The organism is Pseudomonas sp. GW821-FHT02A08 (assembly GCF_059422045.1).
Window position 1 is genome coordinate 1 of sequence record NZ_JBWKWD010000047.1, and the last position, 15,494, is coordinate 15,494.

Annotated in this window: 18 protein-coding genes; 4 read left to right on the forward strand and 14 right to left on the reverse strand. The window is 59.5% G+C overall.

Annotated features, from left to right (window positions below):
- The first annotated feature begins 151 nt into the window (after positions 1 to 151).
- Positions 152 to 385 (forward strand): PP0621 family protein, encoded by a 234-nt coding sequence (locus tag AC07W4_RS24740; RefSeq protein ID WP_008052082.1) that lies wholly within the window; start codon positions 152 to 154, stop codon positions 383 to 385.
- Between the two features lie 345 nt (positions 386 to 730).
- Positions 731 to 2,068: a sigma-54-dependent transcriptional regulator gene (locus AC07W4_RS24745; protein ID WP_495034337.1), complete on the forward strand. Its 1,338-nt coding sequence runs from the start codon at positions 731 to 733 to the stop codon at positions 2,066 to 2,068.
- 4 nt (positions 2,069 to 2,072) lie between these two features.
- On the opposite strand, the gene thiO is transcribed toward AC07W4_RS24745, so the two are convergent.
- Genes thiO through AC07W4_RS24780 form a run of 7 tightly spaced genes read right to left on the reverse strand, consistent with a single transcriptional unit; the run spans position 2,073 to position 6,159 of the window.
- Positions 2,073 to 3,173: a glycine oxidase ThiO gene (gene thiO, locus AC07W4_RS24750; protein ID WP_495034338.1), complete on the reverse strand. Its 1,101-nt coding sequence runs from the start codon at positions 3,171 to 3,173 to the stop codon at positions 2,073 to 2,075.
- A 56-nt stretch (positions 3,174 to 3,229) separates the two neighbouring features.
- On the reverse strand, positions 3,230 to 3,631 hold the full coding sequence (locus AC07W4_RS24755; RefSeq protein ID WP_495034339.1) for a type IV pilin protein: 402 nt from the start codon (positions 3,629 to 3,631) through the stop codon (positions 3,230 to 3,232).
- A gap of 14 nt (positions 3,632 to 3,645) precedes the next feature.
- Positions 3,646 to 3,987: a hypothetical protein gene (locus AC07W4_RS24760; RefSeq protein ID WP_495034340.1), complete on the reverse strand. Its 342-nt coding sequence runs from the start codon at positions 3,985 to 3,987 to the stop codon at positions 3,646 to 3,648.
- A gap of 58 nt (positions 3,988 to 4,045) precedes the next feature.
- On the reverse strand, positions 4,046 to 4,525 hold the full coding sequence (locus AC07W4_RS24765) for a pilus assembly PilX family protein (protein ID WP_495034341.1): 480 nt from the start codon (positions 4,523 to 4,525) through the stop codon (positions 4,046 to 4,048).
- A 10-nt stretch (positions 4,526 to 4,535) separates the two neighbouring features.
- Entirely contained in the window at positions 4,536 to 5,243 is a 708-nt protein-coding gene (locus tag AC07W4_RS24770) for a PilW family protein (protein ID WP_495034342.1), read from the reverse strand.
- Entirely contained in the window at positions 5,240 to 5,689 is a 450-nt protein-coding gene (pilV, locus tag AC07W4_RS24775; RefSeq protein WP_495034343.1) for a type IV pilus modification protein PilV, read from the reverse strand. Before pilV ends, AC07W4_RS24770 begins: the two co-directional genes overlap by 4 nt.
- On the reverse strand, positions 5,686 to 6,159 hold the full coding sequence (locus AC07W4_RS24780; protein ID WP_495034344.1) for a GspH/FimT family pseudopilin: 474 nt from the start codon (positions 6,157 to 6,159) through the stop codon (positions 5,686 to 5,688). The genes pilV and AC07W4_RS24780 overlap by 4 nt, the downstream gene beginning before the upstream one ends.
- Positions 6,160 to 6,289: 130 nt before the next feature.
- On the opposite strand from AC07W4_RS24780, the gene AC07W4_RS24785 reads away from it, so the two are divergent.
- Entirely contained in the window at positions 6,290 to 6,829 is a 540-nt protein-coding gene (locus tag AC07W4_RS24785; RefSeq protein WP_495034345.1) for a GspH/FimT family pseudopilin, read from the forward strand.
- Here the strand turns inward: AC07W4_RS24785 and ispH are convergent.
- From ispH to murJ, 6 genes are all read right to left on the reverse strand, one after another.
- Positions 6,798 to 7,745 carry a 4-hydroxy-3-methylbut-2-enyl diphosphate reductase gene (gene ispH / locus AC07W4_RS24790; RefSeq protein WP_095946021.1) on the reverse strand — a complete coding sequence of 316 codons (948 nt, stop codon included), beginning with the start codon at positions 7,743 to 7,745 and terminating at the stop codon, positions 6,798 to 6,800. The two genes, AC07W4_RS24785 and ispH, sit on opposite strands and share 32 nt — an antisense overlap.
- A 168-nt stretch (positions 7,746 to 7,913) precedes the next feature.
- Positions 7,914 to 8,351 carry an FKBP-type peptidyl-prolyl cis-trans isomerase gene (gene fkpB / locus AC07W4_RS24795; RefSeq protein ID WP_172435403.1) on the reverse strand — a complete coding sequence of 146 codons (438 nt, stop codon included), beginning with the start codon at positions 8,349 to 8,351 and terminating at the stop codon, positions 7,914 to 7,916.
- Positions 8,352 to 8,358: 7 nt separating this feature from the next.
- Positions 8,359 to 8,871, reverse strand: a complete 513-nt coding sequence (gene lspA, locus AC07W4_RS24800; protein ID WP_008052069.1) for a signal peptidase II — start codon at positions 8,869 to 8,871, stop codon at positions 8,359 to 8,361.
- Entirely contained in the window at positions 8,864 to 11,695 is a 2,832-nt protein-coding gene (gene ileS / locus AC07W4_RS24805) for an isoleucine--tRNA ligase (RefSeq protein WP_495034346.1), read from the reverse strand. The genes lspA and ileS overlap by 8 nt, the downstream gene beginning before the upstream one ends.
- Positions 11,696 to 11,708: 13 nt before the next feature.
- Positions 11,709 to 12,647: a bifunctional riboflavin kinase/FAD synthetase gene (ribF, locus tag AC07W4_RS24810; protein WP_495034347.1), complete on the reverse strand. Its 939-nt coding sequence runs from the start codon at positions 12,645 to 12,647 to the stop codon at positions 11,709 to 11,711.
- A 129-nt stretch (positions 12,648 to 12,776) separates the two neighbouring features.
- A complete protein-coding gene (gene murJ / locus AC07W4_RS24815) occupies positions 12,777 to 14,315 on the reverse strand; it encodes a murein biosynthesis integral membrane protein MurJ (RefSeq protein WP_495034348.1) in 1,539 nt (512 codons plus the stop codon).
- Positions 14,316 to 14,567: 252 nt separating this feature from the next.
- On the opposite strand from murJ, the gene rpsT reads away from it, so the two are divergent.
- On the forward strand, positions 14,568 to 14,846 hold the full coding sequence (gene rpsT / locus AC07W4_RS24820) for a 30S ribosomal protein S20 (RefSeq protein WP_007970922.1): 279 nt from the start codon (positions 14,568 to 14,570) through the stop codon (positions 14,844 to 14,846).
- Positions 14,847 to 15,028: 182 nt separating this feature from the next.
- On the opposite strand, the gene AC07W4_RS24825 is transcribed toward rpsT, so the two are convergent.
- Positions 15,029 to 15,493, reverse strand: coding sequence for a CreA family protein (locus AC07W4_RS24825; protein ID WP_495034349.1), 465 nt, complete (start codon positions 15,491 to 15,493; stop codon positions 15,029 to 15,031).
- Position 15,494 lies beyond the last annotated feature (1 nt).

Consider the following 15,494-nt stretch of genomic DNA (forward strand, 5'->3'; position numbering starts at 1 on the left):
TTTGAAATACAAAACGCCCGATGCGGTGCATCGGGCGTTAGGGTGAAACAGGTGTAAACCTATTTCAGGACTAGACAAGCGCTTTATTACACTGTGCGCCTGGCAGGTCCTTGGCTAAACTGCCGGATCATCAGCCGAAAAGCAGCTCACCATGCTTCGTTTATTGTTCTGGATTGCCCTGATTGCCGCTGCAGTGTGGCTCTGGCGCAAGATCAAGGGGCAGGCTTCCACCCCCAGATCCCCTGCCGAGCGGGAAGCGGCGCCCATGGTCCGTTGCGCCCATTGTGGCGTCCACCTGCCCCGTGACCGCGCGCTGAGCCTCGACCAGCAATGGTATTGCAGCCAGGCTCATCTCGAGCAAGGCAAGGGCTCCAGTGGCCGCTGACACTTGCGCAGAAATGGCAGCCGTTTAAGGTCTATCGCGCGTCACCAAGGAACTGAAAGGTGTTGAACGACGTCTGACACAGATTATTCAAGACCTCTCTCTGCGAATGAACCGGGTAATCGAAAACGTCCTGTATCTGCAGCGCCGCGAGCAAATGCCGCCGCTACGGCTCGATCCGAAATCACTGGAAATACTCGGCAATGAAGCCCCGGCCCGCCATTTCAGAGGCCTGGGGCTTTATCCGTCCGGCCAGCCGGGCGAAAGCACTCTGTCCCGCCTAGACTTCAAGGCACGCCAGGAAAACAGCTGCTTTTGCATGACTTATGCTCACGGACGAACCCCACGTTGAACACAAGACCACGACAAAAAGTCTTGATCGTCGATGACGAGCCGGACATTCGCGAACTACTGGAAATCACCCTGGGAAGGATGAAGCTGGAGACGTTCAACGCCCGCAACATCGGCGAAGCGCAATCGCTGCTCAAACGCGAAACCTTCGATCTATGCCTGACCGACATGCAGTTGTCGGACGGTACCGGCCTTGAGTTGGTGCAGCACATCCAGCAGCGCCACCCTCAGGTCCAGGTGGCGATGATCACCGCCTATGACAGTCTCGAAAACGCGATCAATGTGCTCAAGGCCGGGGCATTCGACTTCCTGACCAAACCGGTGGACCTTACGCGCCTGCGTGAACTGGTCACCAGTGCCCTGCTGGTTCCTGCCCGCGGGGTCGGCATCGATCGACGCTTGCTGGGCGACTCATTGCCCATGCGCAACCTGCGCAAGCACATCACCAAACTGGCCAGCAGCCATGCGACGGTATACATCAGCGGAGAGTCCGGCAGTGGCAAGGAGTTGGTCGCGCGCCTGATCCATGATCAAAGCCCCCGCGCCAATCAGCCGTTCATTGCGATCAACTGCGCGGCGATTCCCTCGGAACTGTTGGAGAGCGAGTTTTTCGGCCATCGCAAAGGCAGTTTCAGCGGCGCCATCGAAGATAAACCCGGCCTGTTCCAGGCAGCTCACGGCGGTACCCTGCTCCTCGACGAAGTAGCCGACCTGCCGCTGGCCATGCAAGTCAAACTGCTGCGTGCGATTCAAGAGAAATCCGTACGCAGCGTCGGAGGGCAGCAGGAAGTGGCAGTGGATGTGCGCATTCTCTGCGCCACGCACAAAGACCTTGGCGCCGAAGTCGCCGCCGGACGATTTCGTCATGATCTTTACTACCGCTTGAACGTGATCGAACTCCGGGTGCCGCCCTTGCGCGAGCGCCGTGATGACATCGAAATGCTAGCCAGCCACATACTCAAGCGTCTGGCCGTCGATAGCGGTCAACCTGCGGCGAGACTCCACCCCCAAGCCCTCGATGCGCTGAAAAGCTATCGTTTTCCGGGCAATGTGCGGGAACTGGAAAACATGCTCGAACGGGCGCACACCTTGTGTGAGGACAATCAGATCGAAGCCGGTGACCTGCGCCTGGCTGAAGGCAACCGTGGCGCCGAGGGCGGCATGCCGGACCTGACCCGGATCGACAATCTGGAAGCCTACCTGGAAAACGTCGAACGCCAACTGCTGCTCCAGGCCCTGGAGGAAACCCGCTGGAACCGCACGGCGGCGGCTCAGCGGTTGAACCTGTCATTCAGGTCGATGCGTTACCGGCTCAAGAAGCTGGGACTGGATTGAGGCTTTAAAGTCTTCCGGCAGGCGCATAAGGCGCCGGATCGATAATCGGCGCACGGCCCAGCATCACATCGGCAAACAGCTGGCATGACGCCGGCGCCAGCACCAGCCCGTTTCGGTAATGCCCGCAGTTGAGCCAAAGCCCGTCAAACCCCGGCACCGGGCCAATGTAAGGAATGCCCTCGGGTGATCCCGGACGCAATCCGGCCCAGTGCCCCACCACTTCGGCATCGGCCAGCGCCGGGATCAACTCCACAGCGGACGCCTTCAGGCTTTCCAGTGCCGACCCGGTCGGCGTCTTGTCGAAGCCTTCATGCTCCAGCGTACTGCCGATCAGTATGTGCCCGTCGCGCCGGGGAATCGCATAACGGCCCTTGGCCAGGACCATGCTCGGCAGGAAATCCGCCGCACACTTGTAGAGAATCATCTGCCCTTTCACCGGCTCGACCGGCAGCGCCAGATCAAGAAGCTTGAGCAAATCACCGCTCCAGGCCCCCGCCGTCAGGACGATTTGATCGCCCGGGACAATACCTGTGGAGGTCTGCACGCCGACCACTTTGTTGCCGTCACGAACAAACCCGCTGACTTCGCACTGCTCCTGGATCGTCACGTTCGGCAGCGCCAGCAACGCGGCCTTGAGTGACTTCACCAGACGCGGATTACGCACGTTGGCGACGTCGGCCATGTAGATCGCCCGGGAAAAACCACTGCCTAGCACCGGCACGGCGTCGTGTGCTGCCGAAATATCCACCGCGCTAAGCGGGCGACCTTCCCGGACGGCCCATGCCAGGGCTTCAGCCTCGTCATCCAGATCCAGCCAGTACAGACCGGTGGTGTGCACTTGCGGATCAACGCCAGTGGCGGCAAACAAGCGCTCGCCCAACTGTGGATAAAAGTCCTGGGACCAGTGAGCCAAGGCAGTGACCGCCGGGCTGTAGCGCCACGGGTAAAGCGGCGAAACGATGCCGCCGCCGGCCCAGGACGATTCCTGGCCGACGCTCGAGCGATCCAGCAGCACAACGCTTTGCACTTCGGAGGCGAGATTGTAAGCCGTCAGCAATCCAATCACCCCACCGCCGACAATCACCACTTGCTGTTGCCTGGTCATGTTCTGATCCAATCGTTAAATAGACAGAGGGTACAAAAGGCACCCGAAAAAGAAACTCAGCGCCCCCAGCAGTCTTTGCTGGTCAGGCCGGATTTTGCGTTGACCATACCGAGCACACCGGTGTTGGTGATGGTCAGATCACCGCACTTGTCAGTGGCCATGCTCGAGTCAGCCTTGCGCACTGCCGTCAGCAGAAAGGTCTGGTCGGTCAGGGTCGGTGTGATGCTGTAGTAATCATTGCCGGCACTGAGGCCTGTCGCATCGGTGTAGACATTTTTCTGCGAGTAGAAACGCTCCAGGAGCTGCGCCTGCTCCGAGAGCAGACCGGTCACTTCTGCGCGACGGCCCTTGTTCAGGTATTCGGTGAAACTTGGGGCGGCAATGGTCATGACAATACCGATGATCGCAATCACGATCATGATTTCGATCAGGGTAAACCCGCGGTTGGAACTACGCATGCATCAATTCTCAGTCACTGTATTTGTCGCCACATGATGCGACGGCTGCCGCCGGACTTTTCCATCCCCGCAGTACCGTCGCCAGTGGAATCGTTCACGGCCCCGCCATTGTCACTGGCGTCCTGGGCCGAATGCTCTCCGATAAAGATCACGCCATCGGACAGCGTGTCGCTGTTGTCGACCACTCCATCGGTGTTGCTGTCGAGCATCTTAACGCTGATCGCCTCGGGCAGCTTCAGGCAGACGGCCTTCAACCCCTGATTGCTGTGATAAAAACCGTACCAGTTGCCTTTGGCCAGACAGGTTGGCCGGTTCAGCGCTGGTGAATCCGCTGACGAGGCCGCGTGCGCCGACATCGACAGATCAAGCGCGACGACGACAGCGAACAGTTGTGGCCATAACCTGACAGGTCGCTCAGTACTTCGCATAGATGCTCTCCACCACACTGCGCGAATGCCCTGCGATGCCGACTGCCGTTACCCGATACAAGGTTGCCGGGGTATTGATAGGCACATTCACCGCATTTCGGCTGACACCGATGTTTTGCACGCCATAAAAGCCCTTGCCCGATGCAATCCAGGTCACTCCGGAAGAGGCGTTGAAACCGGCAGCGGTAATAGTCGAAGACTCTGACGGTGGCGCACATTGAACGATGCCGCTACAAACAGGTAGCGCATAACTGTCCCGCTGCACTGCACCCTCGCCCACCCGCAAGGCGGCTTCGGCACTCTGGAACGACTGGTTGCGCAGGGCGACGCTACCGGCCATTTTTTCCTGCAGGGTCGCGCTCTGCATCGATGAAAGACCAATCAGCGTCAGCAAGAGCAAGAACACCAGACTGACCAACAGTGCCATGCCCCGTTGGGCGCAATACGTCTTGAGGGCACGATTCATTGGCACTCCCTCATGGCAAGCGGTTGCGCAGTGCGGCAACCACGTTGAAGGTTTGATCGCTCACCCGGTGGTTCGGATCGAAGAGAGTCAGGCTCAGGCGAACGCTGCGAATCAGCGCGGGGTCCGGCGGGTTGCTGCTGTAGCGCGAAGCAGCCAGATCAGTGGCCGTGCTGGCCAGGCCGAAGCTCACGTCGAAAGCACTGACGTTGTCCACCAATACCTGGTTTGCTGCGGCCCCGCCTTTCATAAGCAGTTGGTTATTGCTGAAGCTGTAAATCAGCCTCCGGACCGGAAAGGCCAATTGCCCTGCCACTGGCGTCCGACCTTCACTGTAGGCCGTCGAATGGGTTCGACAATCGGAAAGCACGGTCCAGTCCGGTTTGCCGCCATGAGCGCCGACATCCGCCGTAACCAGCGTCAACTTGCGGCCACCGTTGTCCCAACGGATCGGCGTTAGCTGACTGGCATGAAAATCACCTTTCTCACTTGAATCGGTGATCGTTGCCAGACAACCGAACATCCCGACCATGCGGACTTCCTGAATCATTTTGCTCAGCACGAAACGTGCGTCCTCCTGTATGTTCGCGGCCGCATTCTGGCTGAGATGGGTGTTCTTGGCCGCGATGAAAATCTGCACCACGCCCAGCACCACGATCAGGCTCAATGCCAGGGCAATCAGCAACTCAACCAGACTAAAACCTCTGATTGAGCGGCTCACGGGATCACCGTCGGATCAATGGCCGCGCGACTGCTCAGGACGAAGCTGCGCCGCGAGTCGGCAGCCTTCACAGCCCGTGAGTCGTCCCAGGTGATCGTGATGGTGTACACCTTCTGGTTGACGGTGACACTGCCCGTCGCGGAGGCACCGAGTGAACTGACAATGTTGGTATTGAAGTCAAACAGGTCCTGGTCCCGGGTAACGTCCGGATTGCCCGAAGCCGGCGGCGCAATGGTGTAGTCCGCAGCAGCGTTGGCGCGAATACGGTCCATCAGGTCGTAGGCGATAAAACTGGCCTGACTGGTCATGCGCGCGCTGTCCGTGTACTTGAGCGCATTGAGCTGAAACGCCGCCCCCCCCAGCAGGCCCACTCCCAGAATGACTAACGCCACCAGGACTTCGACCAGCGTCATGCCCCCCTGCGCACCTTGCCTCCCTGCTCTCATCCGCACTTTCCACCCAATAGAATTCGTCCGTTCAAACACACAGTCAGCGTCCTGCCTTGTGCGCCCCGCCCATAGCTGATCACCACCTCTGAGGACGGTGATGACAGTCCGCCCATGCTGTTGAAATCGATGGCAGTGACGCCAGAGGTTAGCGCCAGAGTTGCGCCGCTGCTCATCGCCGGAACAACCCGTAATACATTGGCCAAAGCGCCAGTACCGTCGTAAATCGCCAGTTCCCCACTCCAGACATCCCCACCCGCCGTCGGGCGCACGCGTGTGGTATTGCCCCGATCGATGGCTTCGAGCCGGGCAAAACTCAGGGCTCGTCGCAGGTCAGCGATTTCAGTATCAGCCCTGGTTGTTTGCGTCGAGCGGGTAAACGCCGGGACAGCCAGAGTCAGCAGCATCAGAAGGATCGCGATCGCGACCAGCAACTCGATCAGCGTGAAACCTTTTGTAGGATGATCCATCGGGGCCTTCTGTTTCCTTCGGCTATACCTGCTCTTGCGCGGCACAACATTCGAGCGATGCGGTGCGTTTGCGTTGCCATTTCTCGCGCAGGGATTGCGCAAGCCACAACACGCCACGGAGGGAGATGCCATGCGACAACAAGGCTTCAGCCTGATCGAACTGCTCATGGGACTGGCAATTACGGGAATTGTTCTGCACTTGGTCAGTCCGGCGTTCGCAACGCTGATCGAGTCGAACCAAAGACAGCAAGCGGCACAGGCTCTTTCCAGCGGTATTCGCACCGCCCGGAGCGAAGCCATCACCCGCAACCAGGCCGTGGTGATTCACGGCATCAATGGCGACTGGAGCCAAGGCTGGCGGATCATTCTGGATATCAGCGGCAAGGGGGAGATGGACAGCGACAATCCACTGCTGGCCGAACGCCAGAGCGGCGCACGCCTGTCGATTGTGGGGAACGGTCCGGTCGAAAGCTCAATACGCTTCAGAGGTCAGGGCGAGTCACTGATTGGAGGGACGCTACACGTTTGCGCTGTTCGCGAACCGGTAAGCCAACATCAAGTGGTGTTGGCCCGGACCGGTCGCGTCAGCCTGCGTAGCGACAAGGCTGAGCATCCGTTATGCGAAAAAAGGAGAAACCTCAGGTCAACGAGCGAACGCGCAGTTCTTTAGGCATCGAGAACGTGATGTTCTCCTCGCGACCGGCCAGTTCATCGGCACCGGTGGCACCCCAGGCCTGCAACTGCTGGATCACGCCGCGCACCAGGACTTCCGGGGCGGATGCGCCGGCGGTGATGCCGATACGCTCGACGCCGTCGAACCAGCTCTTTTGCAGGTCTTCGGCACCGTCGATCAGGTAGGCCGGAGTGGACATGCGCTCTGCCAATTCGCGCAAGCGATTGGAGTTGGAGCTGTTCGGGCTGCCGACCACCAGCACCACGTCGCACTCGTCGGCCAGTTGCTTGACCGCGTCCTGACGGTTTTGCGTGGCGTAGCAGATGTCGTCCTTGCGTGGCCCACCGATGGCCGGGAAGCGCGAACGCAGGGCATCGATAACGCGGCTGGTATCGTCCATCGACAGTGTGGTCTGGGTCACGAAGGCGAGCTTTTCAGGGTTGTTCACCTGCAACGCCGCGACATCCTTCTCGTCTTCGACCAGGTAGATCGCGCCGCCATTGCCGGCATCGTACTGGCCCATGGTGCCTTCGACTTCCGGGTGACCGGCGTGGCCGATGAGTATGCACTCTCGGCCGTCACGGCTGTAGCGCGCCACTTCGATGTGGACTTTGGTCACCAGCGGGCACGTGGCGTCGAACACTTTCAGCCCACGGCCAGCCGCTTCGCTGCGCACAGCCTGGGAAACGCCGTGGGCGCTGAAGATCACGATGACGTCGTCCGGCACCTGATCCAGCTCCTCGACGAAGATCGCGCCACGGGAGCGCAGGTCTTCGACGACAAATTTGTTGTGAACCACTTCGTGGCGCACATAGATCGGCGGCCCGAAGACTTCCAGGGCGCGGTTGACGATTTCGATCGCCCGGTCCACACCGGCGCAGAAGCCACGGGGGTTGGCGAGTTTGATTTGCATGCTGTGCCTCGTGTCTTGCGCGCGAAAACAATGAAAAACAAACTGTGGGAGCGAGCTTGCTCGCGATGGCGGAGTGTCAGTCAATATCAATATTGAATGTCAGGCACTCATCGCGAGCAAGCTCGCTCCCACAGGGTCAGGTGGCAACAGTAGCTGCCCCATGATGCCTTACAGCGCTTTGACGGAAATGATTTCCACGTCAAAGGTCAACGTCTTGCCCGCCAGCGGGTGGTTGAAGTCGATGGTCACTTGCGCGTCATCGAACTCTTTGACCACGCCCGGCAATTCAGTATTGGCCGCATCGTTGAAGATCACCAGCAAGCCAGGCGACAGTTCCATGTCCTGGAACTGGGAGCGCGGGATGATCTGCACGTTTTGCGGGTTCGGCTGGCCGAAAGCGTTTTCCGGCTCGATGCTCAGCGTACGCTTGTCACCGGCCTTGAAACCGAACAGCGCCGCTTCGAAACCTGGCAACAGGTTGCCGTCACCGACCTTGAAGGTCGCCGGGGCCTTGTCAAAGGTGCTGTCCACCGTGTCGCCGTTCTCCAGGCGCAATGCGAAATGCAAGGTGACTTCCGTGTTCTGGCCAATGCGTTGCTCGGCCAATACCTGTTCAGTCATGAACGGTTTCTCCGGTCTTTTTACTTTTGAACATATCCAGTGCCAGCATGACAGCCCCAACAGTGATGGCACTGTCGGCAAAGTTGAACGCCGGGAAATACCAGCGGTTCTGCCAATGCACCAGGATGAAATCGATCACATGGCCCAAGGCAATGCGGTCATACAAATTGCCCAGCGCGCCGCCAAGCACCAGTGCCAGCGCAATCGCCAGCCAGGTCTCGTTGCGCCCCAGACGCTTGAGCCACACCACCAGCACCGCACTGACCACGACCGCGATCAACGCGAACAGCCAGCGCTGCCAGCCGGAGCTGTCAGCCAGGAAGCTGAACGCCGCGCCAGTGTTGTAGGCCAGGGTCCAGCTGAAGTAATCGGGGATGATCACGATCTGCTGGTACATCTGGAGCTTGCCTTCGAAGTAGAACTTGCTGGCCTGGTCAATGACCAGGACCAGCAAACTCAACCAGAGCCAGCTCAGCCGCCCGAAACGGCCAACGGCATTAGGCATAGTGACGGACCTCGCCAGCGCCGCTGATGTTGTCGACGCAACGGCCGCAGATTTCCGGATGCTCCGGGTTCACGCCGACGTCTTCACGGCAGTGCCAGCAACGGGCGCACTTGGCATGGCTCGACTTGACAATCTTCAGCTTCAGGCCGCTGACTTCGGTGACCACGGCATCGGCCGGTGCCTGCACCAATGGCGCAACACTGGCGGTCGACGTGATCAGTACGAAACGCAATTCGTTGCTCAACTTGGCCAGGTCGGCGGTCAGCGCATCTTCGGCGAACAGCGTCACTTCGGCCTGCAGGTTGCCACCGACAGCCTTGGCGGCGCGCTGGATCTCCATTTCCTTGTTGACCGCGACCTTGACCGCCATGATCCGGTCCCAGTAAGCGCGATCCAGCTCGATGCCTTCCGGCAGTTCGCTCAGGCCTTCGTACCAGGTATTGAGCATGACGGACTCATTACGCTCGCCCGGCAGGTATTGCCACAGTTCGTCGGCGGTGAACGCCAGGATCGGCGCGATCCAGCGCACCAGCGCCTCGGAGATGTGGAACAGCGCGGTCTGGCACGAACGGCGGGCCTTGCTGTCGGCGCCAGTGGTGTACTGACGATCCTTGATGATGTCGAGGTAGAAGCCGCCCAGCTCCTGTACGCAGAAGTTGTGGATCTTCGAGTACACGTTCCAGAAGCGGTATTCGCCGTAGTGCTCTTGCAGCTCGCGTTGCAGCAGCAGGGTACGGTCCACGGCCCAACGGTCCAGAGCCAGCATTTCTTCGGCCGGCAGCAGGTCGGTGGCCGGGTTGAAGCCGGTCAGGTTGGAAAGCAGGAAGCGCGCGGTGTTACGGATACGCCGGTAGGCGTCCGCACTGCGTTGCAGGATCTGCTCGGAAACCGCCATTTCGCCCGAATAGTCGGTCGAAGCGACCCACAGACGCATGATGTCGGCGCCCAGGGTGTCGTTGACTTTCTGTGGCGCAATCACGTTACCCAGGGACTTGGACATCTTGCGGCCGGACTCGTCGACGGTGAAGCCGTGAGTCAGCAGCTCGCGATACGGTGCGTGGTTGTCGATGGCGCAACCGGTCAGCAGCGACGAGTGGAACCAGCCACGGTGTTGGTCCGAGCCTTCCAGGTACAGGTCGGCGCGCGGGCCGGTTTCGTGGCCCATCGGGTGCGAACCGCGCAGGACGTGCCAATGCGTGGTGCCCGAGTCGAACCAGACGTCCAGGGTGTCGCTGATCTTGTCGTACTGCGGCGCTTCGTCGCCCAGCAACTCGGCGGCGTCCAGCTTGAACCAGGCCTCGATGCCTTCGACTTCAACGCGCTTGGCCACGATTTCCATCAGCTCGACGGTACGTGGGTGCAGCTCGCCGCTTTCCTTGTTCAGGAAGAACGGGATCGGCACGCCCCAGTTGCGCTGACGGGAGATGCACCAGTCCGGACGGTTGGCGATCATCGAGTGCAGGCGCGCCTGGCCCCAGGCCGGAACGAACCGGGTGTCTTCAATGGCCTTGAGCGAGCGCTGGCGCAGGGTGTCGCCGGTGGTCGGCTGTTTGTCCATGCCGATGAACCACTGCGCGGTGGCGCGGTAGATCAGCGGGGTCTTGTGGCGCCAGCAGTGCATGTAGCTGTGTTCGATGATAGTGGTGTGCAGCAGCGCACCGACTTCGGTCAGCTTGTCGACTATGGCCGGGTTGGCCTTCCAGATGAACTGGCCGCCGAAGAATTCCAGCGAGGTCGCGTATACGCCGTTGCTTTGAACCGGATTGAGGATGTCATCGTTGACCATGCCGTACTTCTTGCAGGTCACGAAGTCGTCCACGCCATAGGCTGGAGCGGAGTGAACCACACCGGTGCCGGCGCCCAGCTCAACGTAGTCGGCCAGGTAAACCGGCGACAGACGGTCGTAGAACGGGTGACGGAAGTTGATCAGTTCCAGCGCTTTACCGGCGGTGGTCGCAATGACCGAACCTTCCAGCGAGTAGCGCGCCAGGCACGACTCGACCAGTTCTTCAGCCAGTACCAGCAGCTTGTCGCCGACGTCGACCAGGGCGTAGTTGAATTCCGGGTGAACGTTCAGCGCCTGGTTGGCCGGGATGGTCCACGGGGTGGTGGTCCAGATCACGATCGAGGCAGGCTTGGCCAGCGACGACAGGCCGAAAGCGGCAGCCAGTTGGGCTTCATCGGCAATCGGGAACGCCACGTCGATGGTCGAGGACTTCTTGTTTTCGTATTCGACTTCAGCTTCGGCCAGGGCCGAACCGCAGTCAAAGCACCAGTTCACAGGCTTCAAGCCCTTGAACACGAAACCGGCCTTGACGATTTCAGCCAAGGCACGGATTTCCCCGGCCTCGTTCTTGAAGTCCATGGTCTTGTACGGGTTGGCGAAGTCGCCCAGCACGCCCAGACGGATGAACTCGGATTTCTGCCCTTCGATCTGCTCGGTGGCATAGGCCCGGCACAGTTCGCGGGTCTTGTCCGCGCCCAGGTTCTTGCCGTGGGTCACTTCGACCTTGTGCTCGATCGGCAGGCCGTGGCAGTCCCAGCCCGGAACGTAAGGCGCGTCGAAGCCCGACAGGGTCTTCGAGCGGATGATCATGTCCTTGAGAATCTTGTTCAGCGCATGACCGATGTGAATGGAGCCGTTGGCGTACGGAGGGCCGTCGTGCAATACGAACTTCGGACGATCCTTGCCAATCTCGCGCAACTTTCCGTACAGGCCAATACTGTCCCAGCGCTGCAGAATCTGCGGTTCGCGCTGTGGCAGGCCGGCCTTCATTGGGAAGGCGGTGTCCGGAAGGTTTAGCGTGGCTTTATAGTCGGTCATTTAAGGCTCTTCATTAGCGATGGGCGCTAGGTGCGGCTAGTGCACGGGCGGCGGCGACATCCGCGTTGATCGCCGTTTTCAACGCCTCCAGAGAGGCGAAACGCTGCTCTTCGCGCAGCTTGTGGTGGAAAACCACCGTTAAACGCCGGTCATACAGATCGCCGGCAAAATCTAAAAGATGTATTTCAAGGTGGGCCTTGCCATCACCTTGTACCGTTGGCCGCACGCCGATGTTGGCGACGCCTGGCCAAGTCTTGCCGTCGATGTCGACGTTGACCAGGTAAACCCCGGAAAGCGGAACGCGACGGCGCTTGAGTTGTATGTTGGCCGTGGGCGTACCCAACTGGCGAGCCAGCTTCTGGCCGTGCAGCACCCGCCCGGTAATCTGGAACGGCCGACCCAGCAGTCGCTCGGCCAAGGCAAAATCAGCTGCGGCCAGGGCATTGCGGACCTGAGTGCTGCTGACGCGAATACCGTCCAGTTCAACGGTTTGCGCCGCCTCGACGGTAAAACCCTGAACGACGCCGGCCTGTTGCAGGAAATCGAAGTCTCCCGCGCGGTCGCAGCCGAAACGGAAATCATCGCCGACCTCCAGGTGCTGGACGCCAAGGCCATCCACCAGAATGGTATCGACGAACTCACTGGCGCTGAGCTTGCTCAGGCGCTGGTTGAACGCCAGGCACAGCACACGATCGACGCCTTCTGCCGCCAGCAGCTGCAGCTTGTCCCGCAGGCGGGCCAGACGGGCCGGCGCGGTGTCCGGAGCGAAGAACTCCCGCGGCTGCGGCTCGAAAATCACCACGCAACTGGGCACGCCCAACTCGAGCGCACGCTCACGCAGCCGCGCCAGGATAGCCTGGTGACCACGGTGTACACCGTCAAAGTTGCCAATAGTGGCGACACAGCCCCGATGCTGGGGGCGCAGATTGTGGAGGCCTCGAACCAGCTGCATAACGCGCTTCTTGCTCATAAAGTGGTCGATTATAACCACACCCGGCGGCCGACGACAGGCAACACCGTAACCCAAAGTGATCGAGCCGACAAAACCGCCGGCTCGCCCGTGTTTATCGAGACCAGAACCTCAGCCCAGCGCCTTGCGATTGAAGTCGCGCAAACGGAAGCCCATCAACACTAACATGCCGAAATAAGCCACCACACCGGCAACGACCAAGGCACCCAGACGCAGGAAACGCTCAAGCATCTGCCCCTCACCCCAGGCCGGCATGAAATGCATCCCTGCCAGCAACACGCCGGACATCACCGCGACCGCAATCACCAGCTTGAAGCAGAACTTTGCCCAGCCCGGTTGCGGCTGATACATCTGCTGTTTACGCAGTTGATAGAAGAGCAGCCCTGCATTGAGGCAGGCGCCGGCGCTGATGGCGAGCGCCAGTCCCGCGTGAGCCAGCGGACCGATCAGCATCAGGTTGAACAATTGTGTGACCACCAGGGTGAAAATCGCGATTTTTACCGGCGTACGGATGTTTTGTTGCGCATAAAAGCCCGGCGCCAGCACTTTGATCACGATAATCCCGAGCAATCCGACGGAATAGGCGATCAACGCGCGCTGGGTCATGGCCGCATCATGGGCGTCGAACTGACCGTACTGGAACAGCGAAACCGTCAGCGGCTCCGCCAGAATCCCCAGCGCCAGGGCGCAAGGCAATACCAGCACGAAACACAGGCGCAGCCCCCAGTCGAGGATCCGCGAATACTCGTGACGATCCTTGTTGGCGTAAGTCTTGGCCAGGGTCGGCAGCAGAATCGTCCCCAGCGCCACGCCCAATACGCCGGACGGCAACTCCATCAATCGGTCGGCGTAGTACATCCAGGACACGGAACCTGCGACCAGGAACGAAGCGAAAATGGTGTTGATGATCAACGAAATCTGACTCACCGAGACACCGAGAATGGCCGGCAACATTTGCTTGATGACGCGCCATACACCGCTGTCACGCAGGTTCAGGCGCGGCAACACCAGCATGCCGATCTTTTTCAGGTGCGGCAGCTGGTAGAGCAACTGCGCCAGCCCGCCCACCAGAACCGCCCAGCCAAGCGCCATTACGGGCGGATCGAAATACGGTGTCAGGAACAGCGAAAAAATAATCATGCTGACGTTGAGCAGCGTCGGCACGAAGGCTGGCACCGAAAAACGGTTCCAGGTATTGAGGATTGCGCCCGCCAGCGACGACAGGGAAATCAGCAATATGTAAGGAAAGGTCACCCGTAACAGATTGGAAGTGAGCTCGAATTTTTCCGGGGTATTGGTGAATCCCGGTGCTGTCACCCAGATGACCCAGGGTGCGGCCAGCATGCCCAACACCGTGACCAGCGCCAGCACCAGCGTCAACAGGCCCGAGACATAGGCAATGAACGTTCGGGTCGCCTCTTCGCCTTGCTGGCTTTTGTATTCCGCAAGAATCGGCACGAATGCCTGGGAAAACGCCCCCTCGGCAAAGATCCGCCGCAACAGATTGGGCAATTTGAAGGCGATAAAGAAGGCGTCGGTCGCCATTCCCGCGCCAAATGTACGCGCAATGAGGGTGTCACGAACAAACCCCAGAACCCGGGAAAGCATCGTGATAGAGCTGACGGCGGCCAACGATTTGAGCAGATTCATTGAAAGAGTTTGTGCCTGTCGATAAACAGCAGGCGAACTAAGCGCCTACTTATGCGATACTCCGCGCCGCAACAGCACAGAGCCAAAGCTCGCGAGTTTACAGGTCGCACGCTGGAAAGAAATCTCCAAGCTTGCTTCACCTACCACTTAGCGGAACGTCTCAACCGCCCTTGACAAGACCTCAACTCATCGGCATGATTCGCGGCCTATTTTGTTTGCTATTTCCTAAAAAGTCTTTCGAGGAGCTCGACGGTGGCCAACTCACCTTCCGCCAAAAAACGTGCAAAACAGGCTGAGAAGCGTCGCAGCCACAACGCCAGCCTGCGTTCCATGGTTCGTACCTACATCAAGAATGTAGTTAAGGCCATCGACGCAAAAGACGCTGCCAAAGCTCAAGCTGCTTACGTTCTGGCTGTGCCAGTTATCGACCGTATGGCCGATAAAGGCATCATCCACAAGAACAAGGCCGCTCGTCATAAGAGCCGCCTGAATGGCCACGTTAAGGCCCTGAACGTTGCCGCCGCTGCCTAAGCGACTCGTTCATTAAAAAGCCGACCTCAGGGTCGGTTTTTTATTGCCTGCGATTTGATGGACACACAAAAAAACTGTGGGAGCGGGCTTGCTCGCGAAGGCGGCGTGTCAGTCGACATCAATATTGACTGATTCAACACTTTCGCGAGCAAGCCCGCTCCCACAATTGGATTTGCGTCAAATTACCGGGCGTGCGCCCACGGCAAAATCGGAATCGCCGTCACCGCATTCTGCGGACTGCCTTCGATCAAGCGATCGCTATACACCAGATACACCAGTGTATTGCGCTTCTTGTCGAGGAAGCGCACCACCTGCATGGTCTTGAACACCAGGGACGTGCGCTCCTTGAACACCTCATCGCCATCCTTGAGCTCACCCTTGAAGCTGATCGGCCCGACCTGCCGGCAAGCGATAGATGCCTCGGCTCGATCCTCGGCCAAACCAAGACCGCCCTTCACCCCACCGGTCTTGGCGCGCGAAAGGTAGCAGGTCACGCCATCGACCTTGGGATCATCAAAGGCCTCGACCACGATCCGGTCGTTCGGCCCGACGAACTTGAACACCGTCGACACCTGACCGATCTCTTCGGCCGAAGCCAGCAACGGCATCGCCAACAGCAACCCCAACAATCCTTTTGCCACGCGCATT

Bases quoted from the DNA above. Each gene is read 5' to 3' on its own strand.
- AC07W4_RS24740 (WP_008052082.1), top strand. From the start codon at position 152: ATGCTTCGTTTATTGTTCTGGATTGCCCTGATTGCCGCTGCAGTGTGG.
- thiO (WP_495034338.1), bottom strand. From the start codon at position 3,173: ATGACCAGGCAACAGCAAGTGGTGATTGTCGGCGGTGGGGTGATTGGA.
- AC07W4_RS24755 (WP_495034339.1), bottom strand. From the start codon at position 3,631: ATGCGTAGTTCCAACCGCGGGTTTACCCTGATCGAAATCATGATCGTG.
- AC07W4_RS24760 (WP_495034340.1), bottom strand. From the start codon at position 3,987: ATGTCGGCGCACGCGGCCTCGTCAGCGGATTCACCAGCGCTGAACCGG.
- AC07W4_RS24765 (WP_495034341.1), bottom strand. From the start codon at position 4,525: ATGAATCGTGCCCTCAAGACGTATTGCGCCCAACGGGGCATGGCACTG.
- pilV (WP_495034343.1), bottom strand. From the start codon at position 5,689: ATGAGAGCAGGGAGGCAAGGTGCGCAGGGGGGCATGACGCTGGTCGAA.
- AC07W4_RS24780 (WP_495034344.1), bottom strand. From the start codon at position 6,159: ATGGATCATCCTACAAAAGGTTTCACGCTGATCGAGTTGCTGGTCGCG.
- AC07W4_RS24785 (WP_495034345.1), top strand. From the start codon at position 6,290: ATGCGACAACAAGGCTTCAGCCTGATCGAACTGCTCATGGGACTGGCA.
- ispH (WP_095946021.1), bottom strand. From the start codon at position 7,745: ATGCAAATCAAACTCGCCAACCCCCGTGGCTTCTGCGCCGGTGTGGAC.
- lspA (WP_008052069.1), bottom strand. From the start codon at position 8,871: ATGCCTAATGCCGTTGGCCGTTTCGGGCGGCTGAGCTGGCTCTGGTTG.
- ileS (WP_495034346.1), bottom strand. From the start codon at position 11,695: ATGACCGACTATAAAGCCACGCTAAACCTTCCGGACACCGCCTTCCCA.
- ribF (WP_495034347.1), bottom strand. From the start codon at position 12,647: ATGCAGCTGGTTCGAGGCCTCCACAATCTGCGCCCCCAGCATCGGGGC.
- murJ (WP_495034348.1), bottom strand. From the start codon at position 14,315: ATGAATCTGCTCAAATCGTTGGCCGCCGTCAGCTCTATCACGATGCTT.
- AC07W4_RS24825 (WP_495034349.1), bottom strand. From the start codon at position 15,493: ATGCGCGTGGCAAAAGGATTGTTGGGGTTGCTGTTGGCGATGCCGTTG.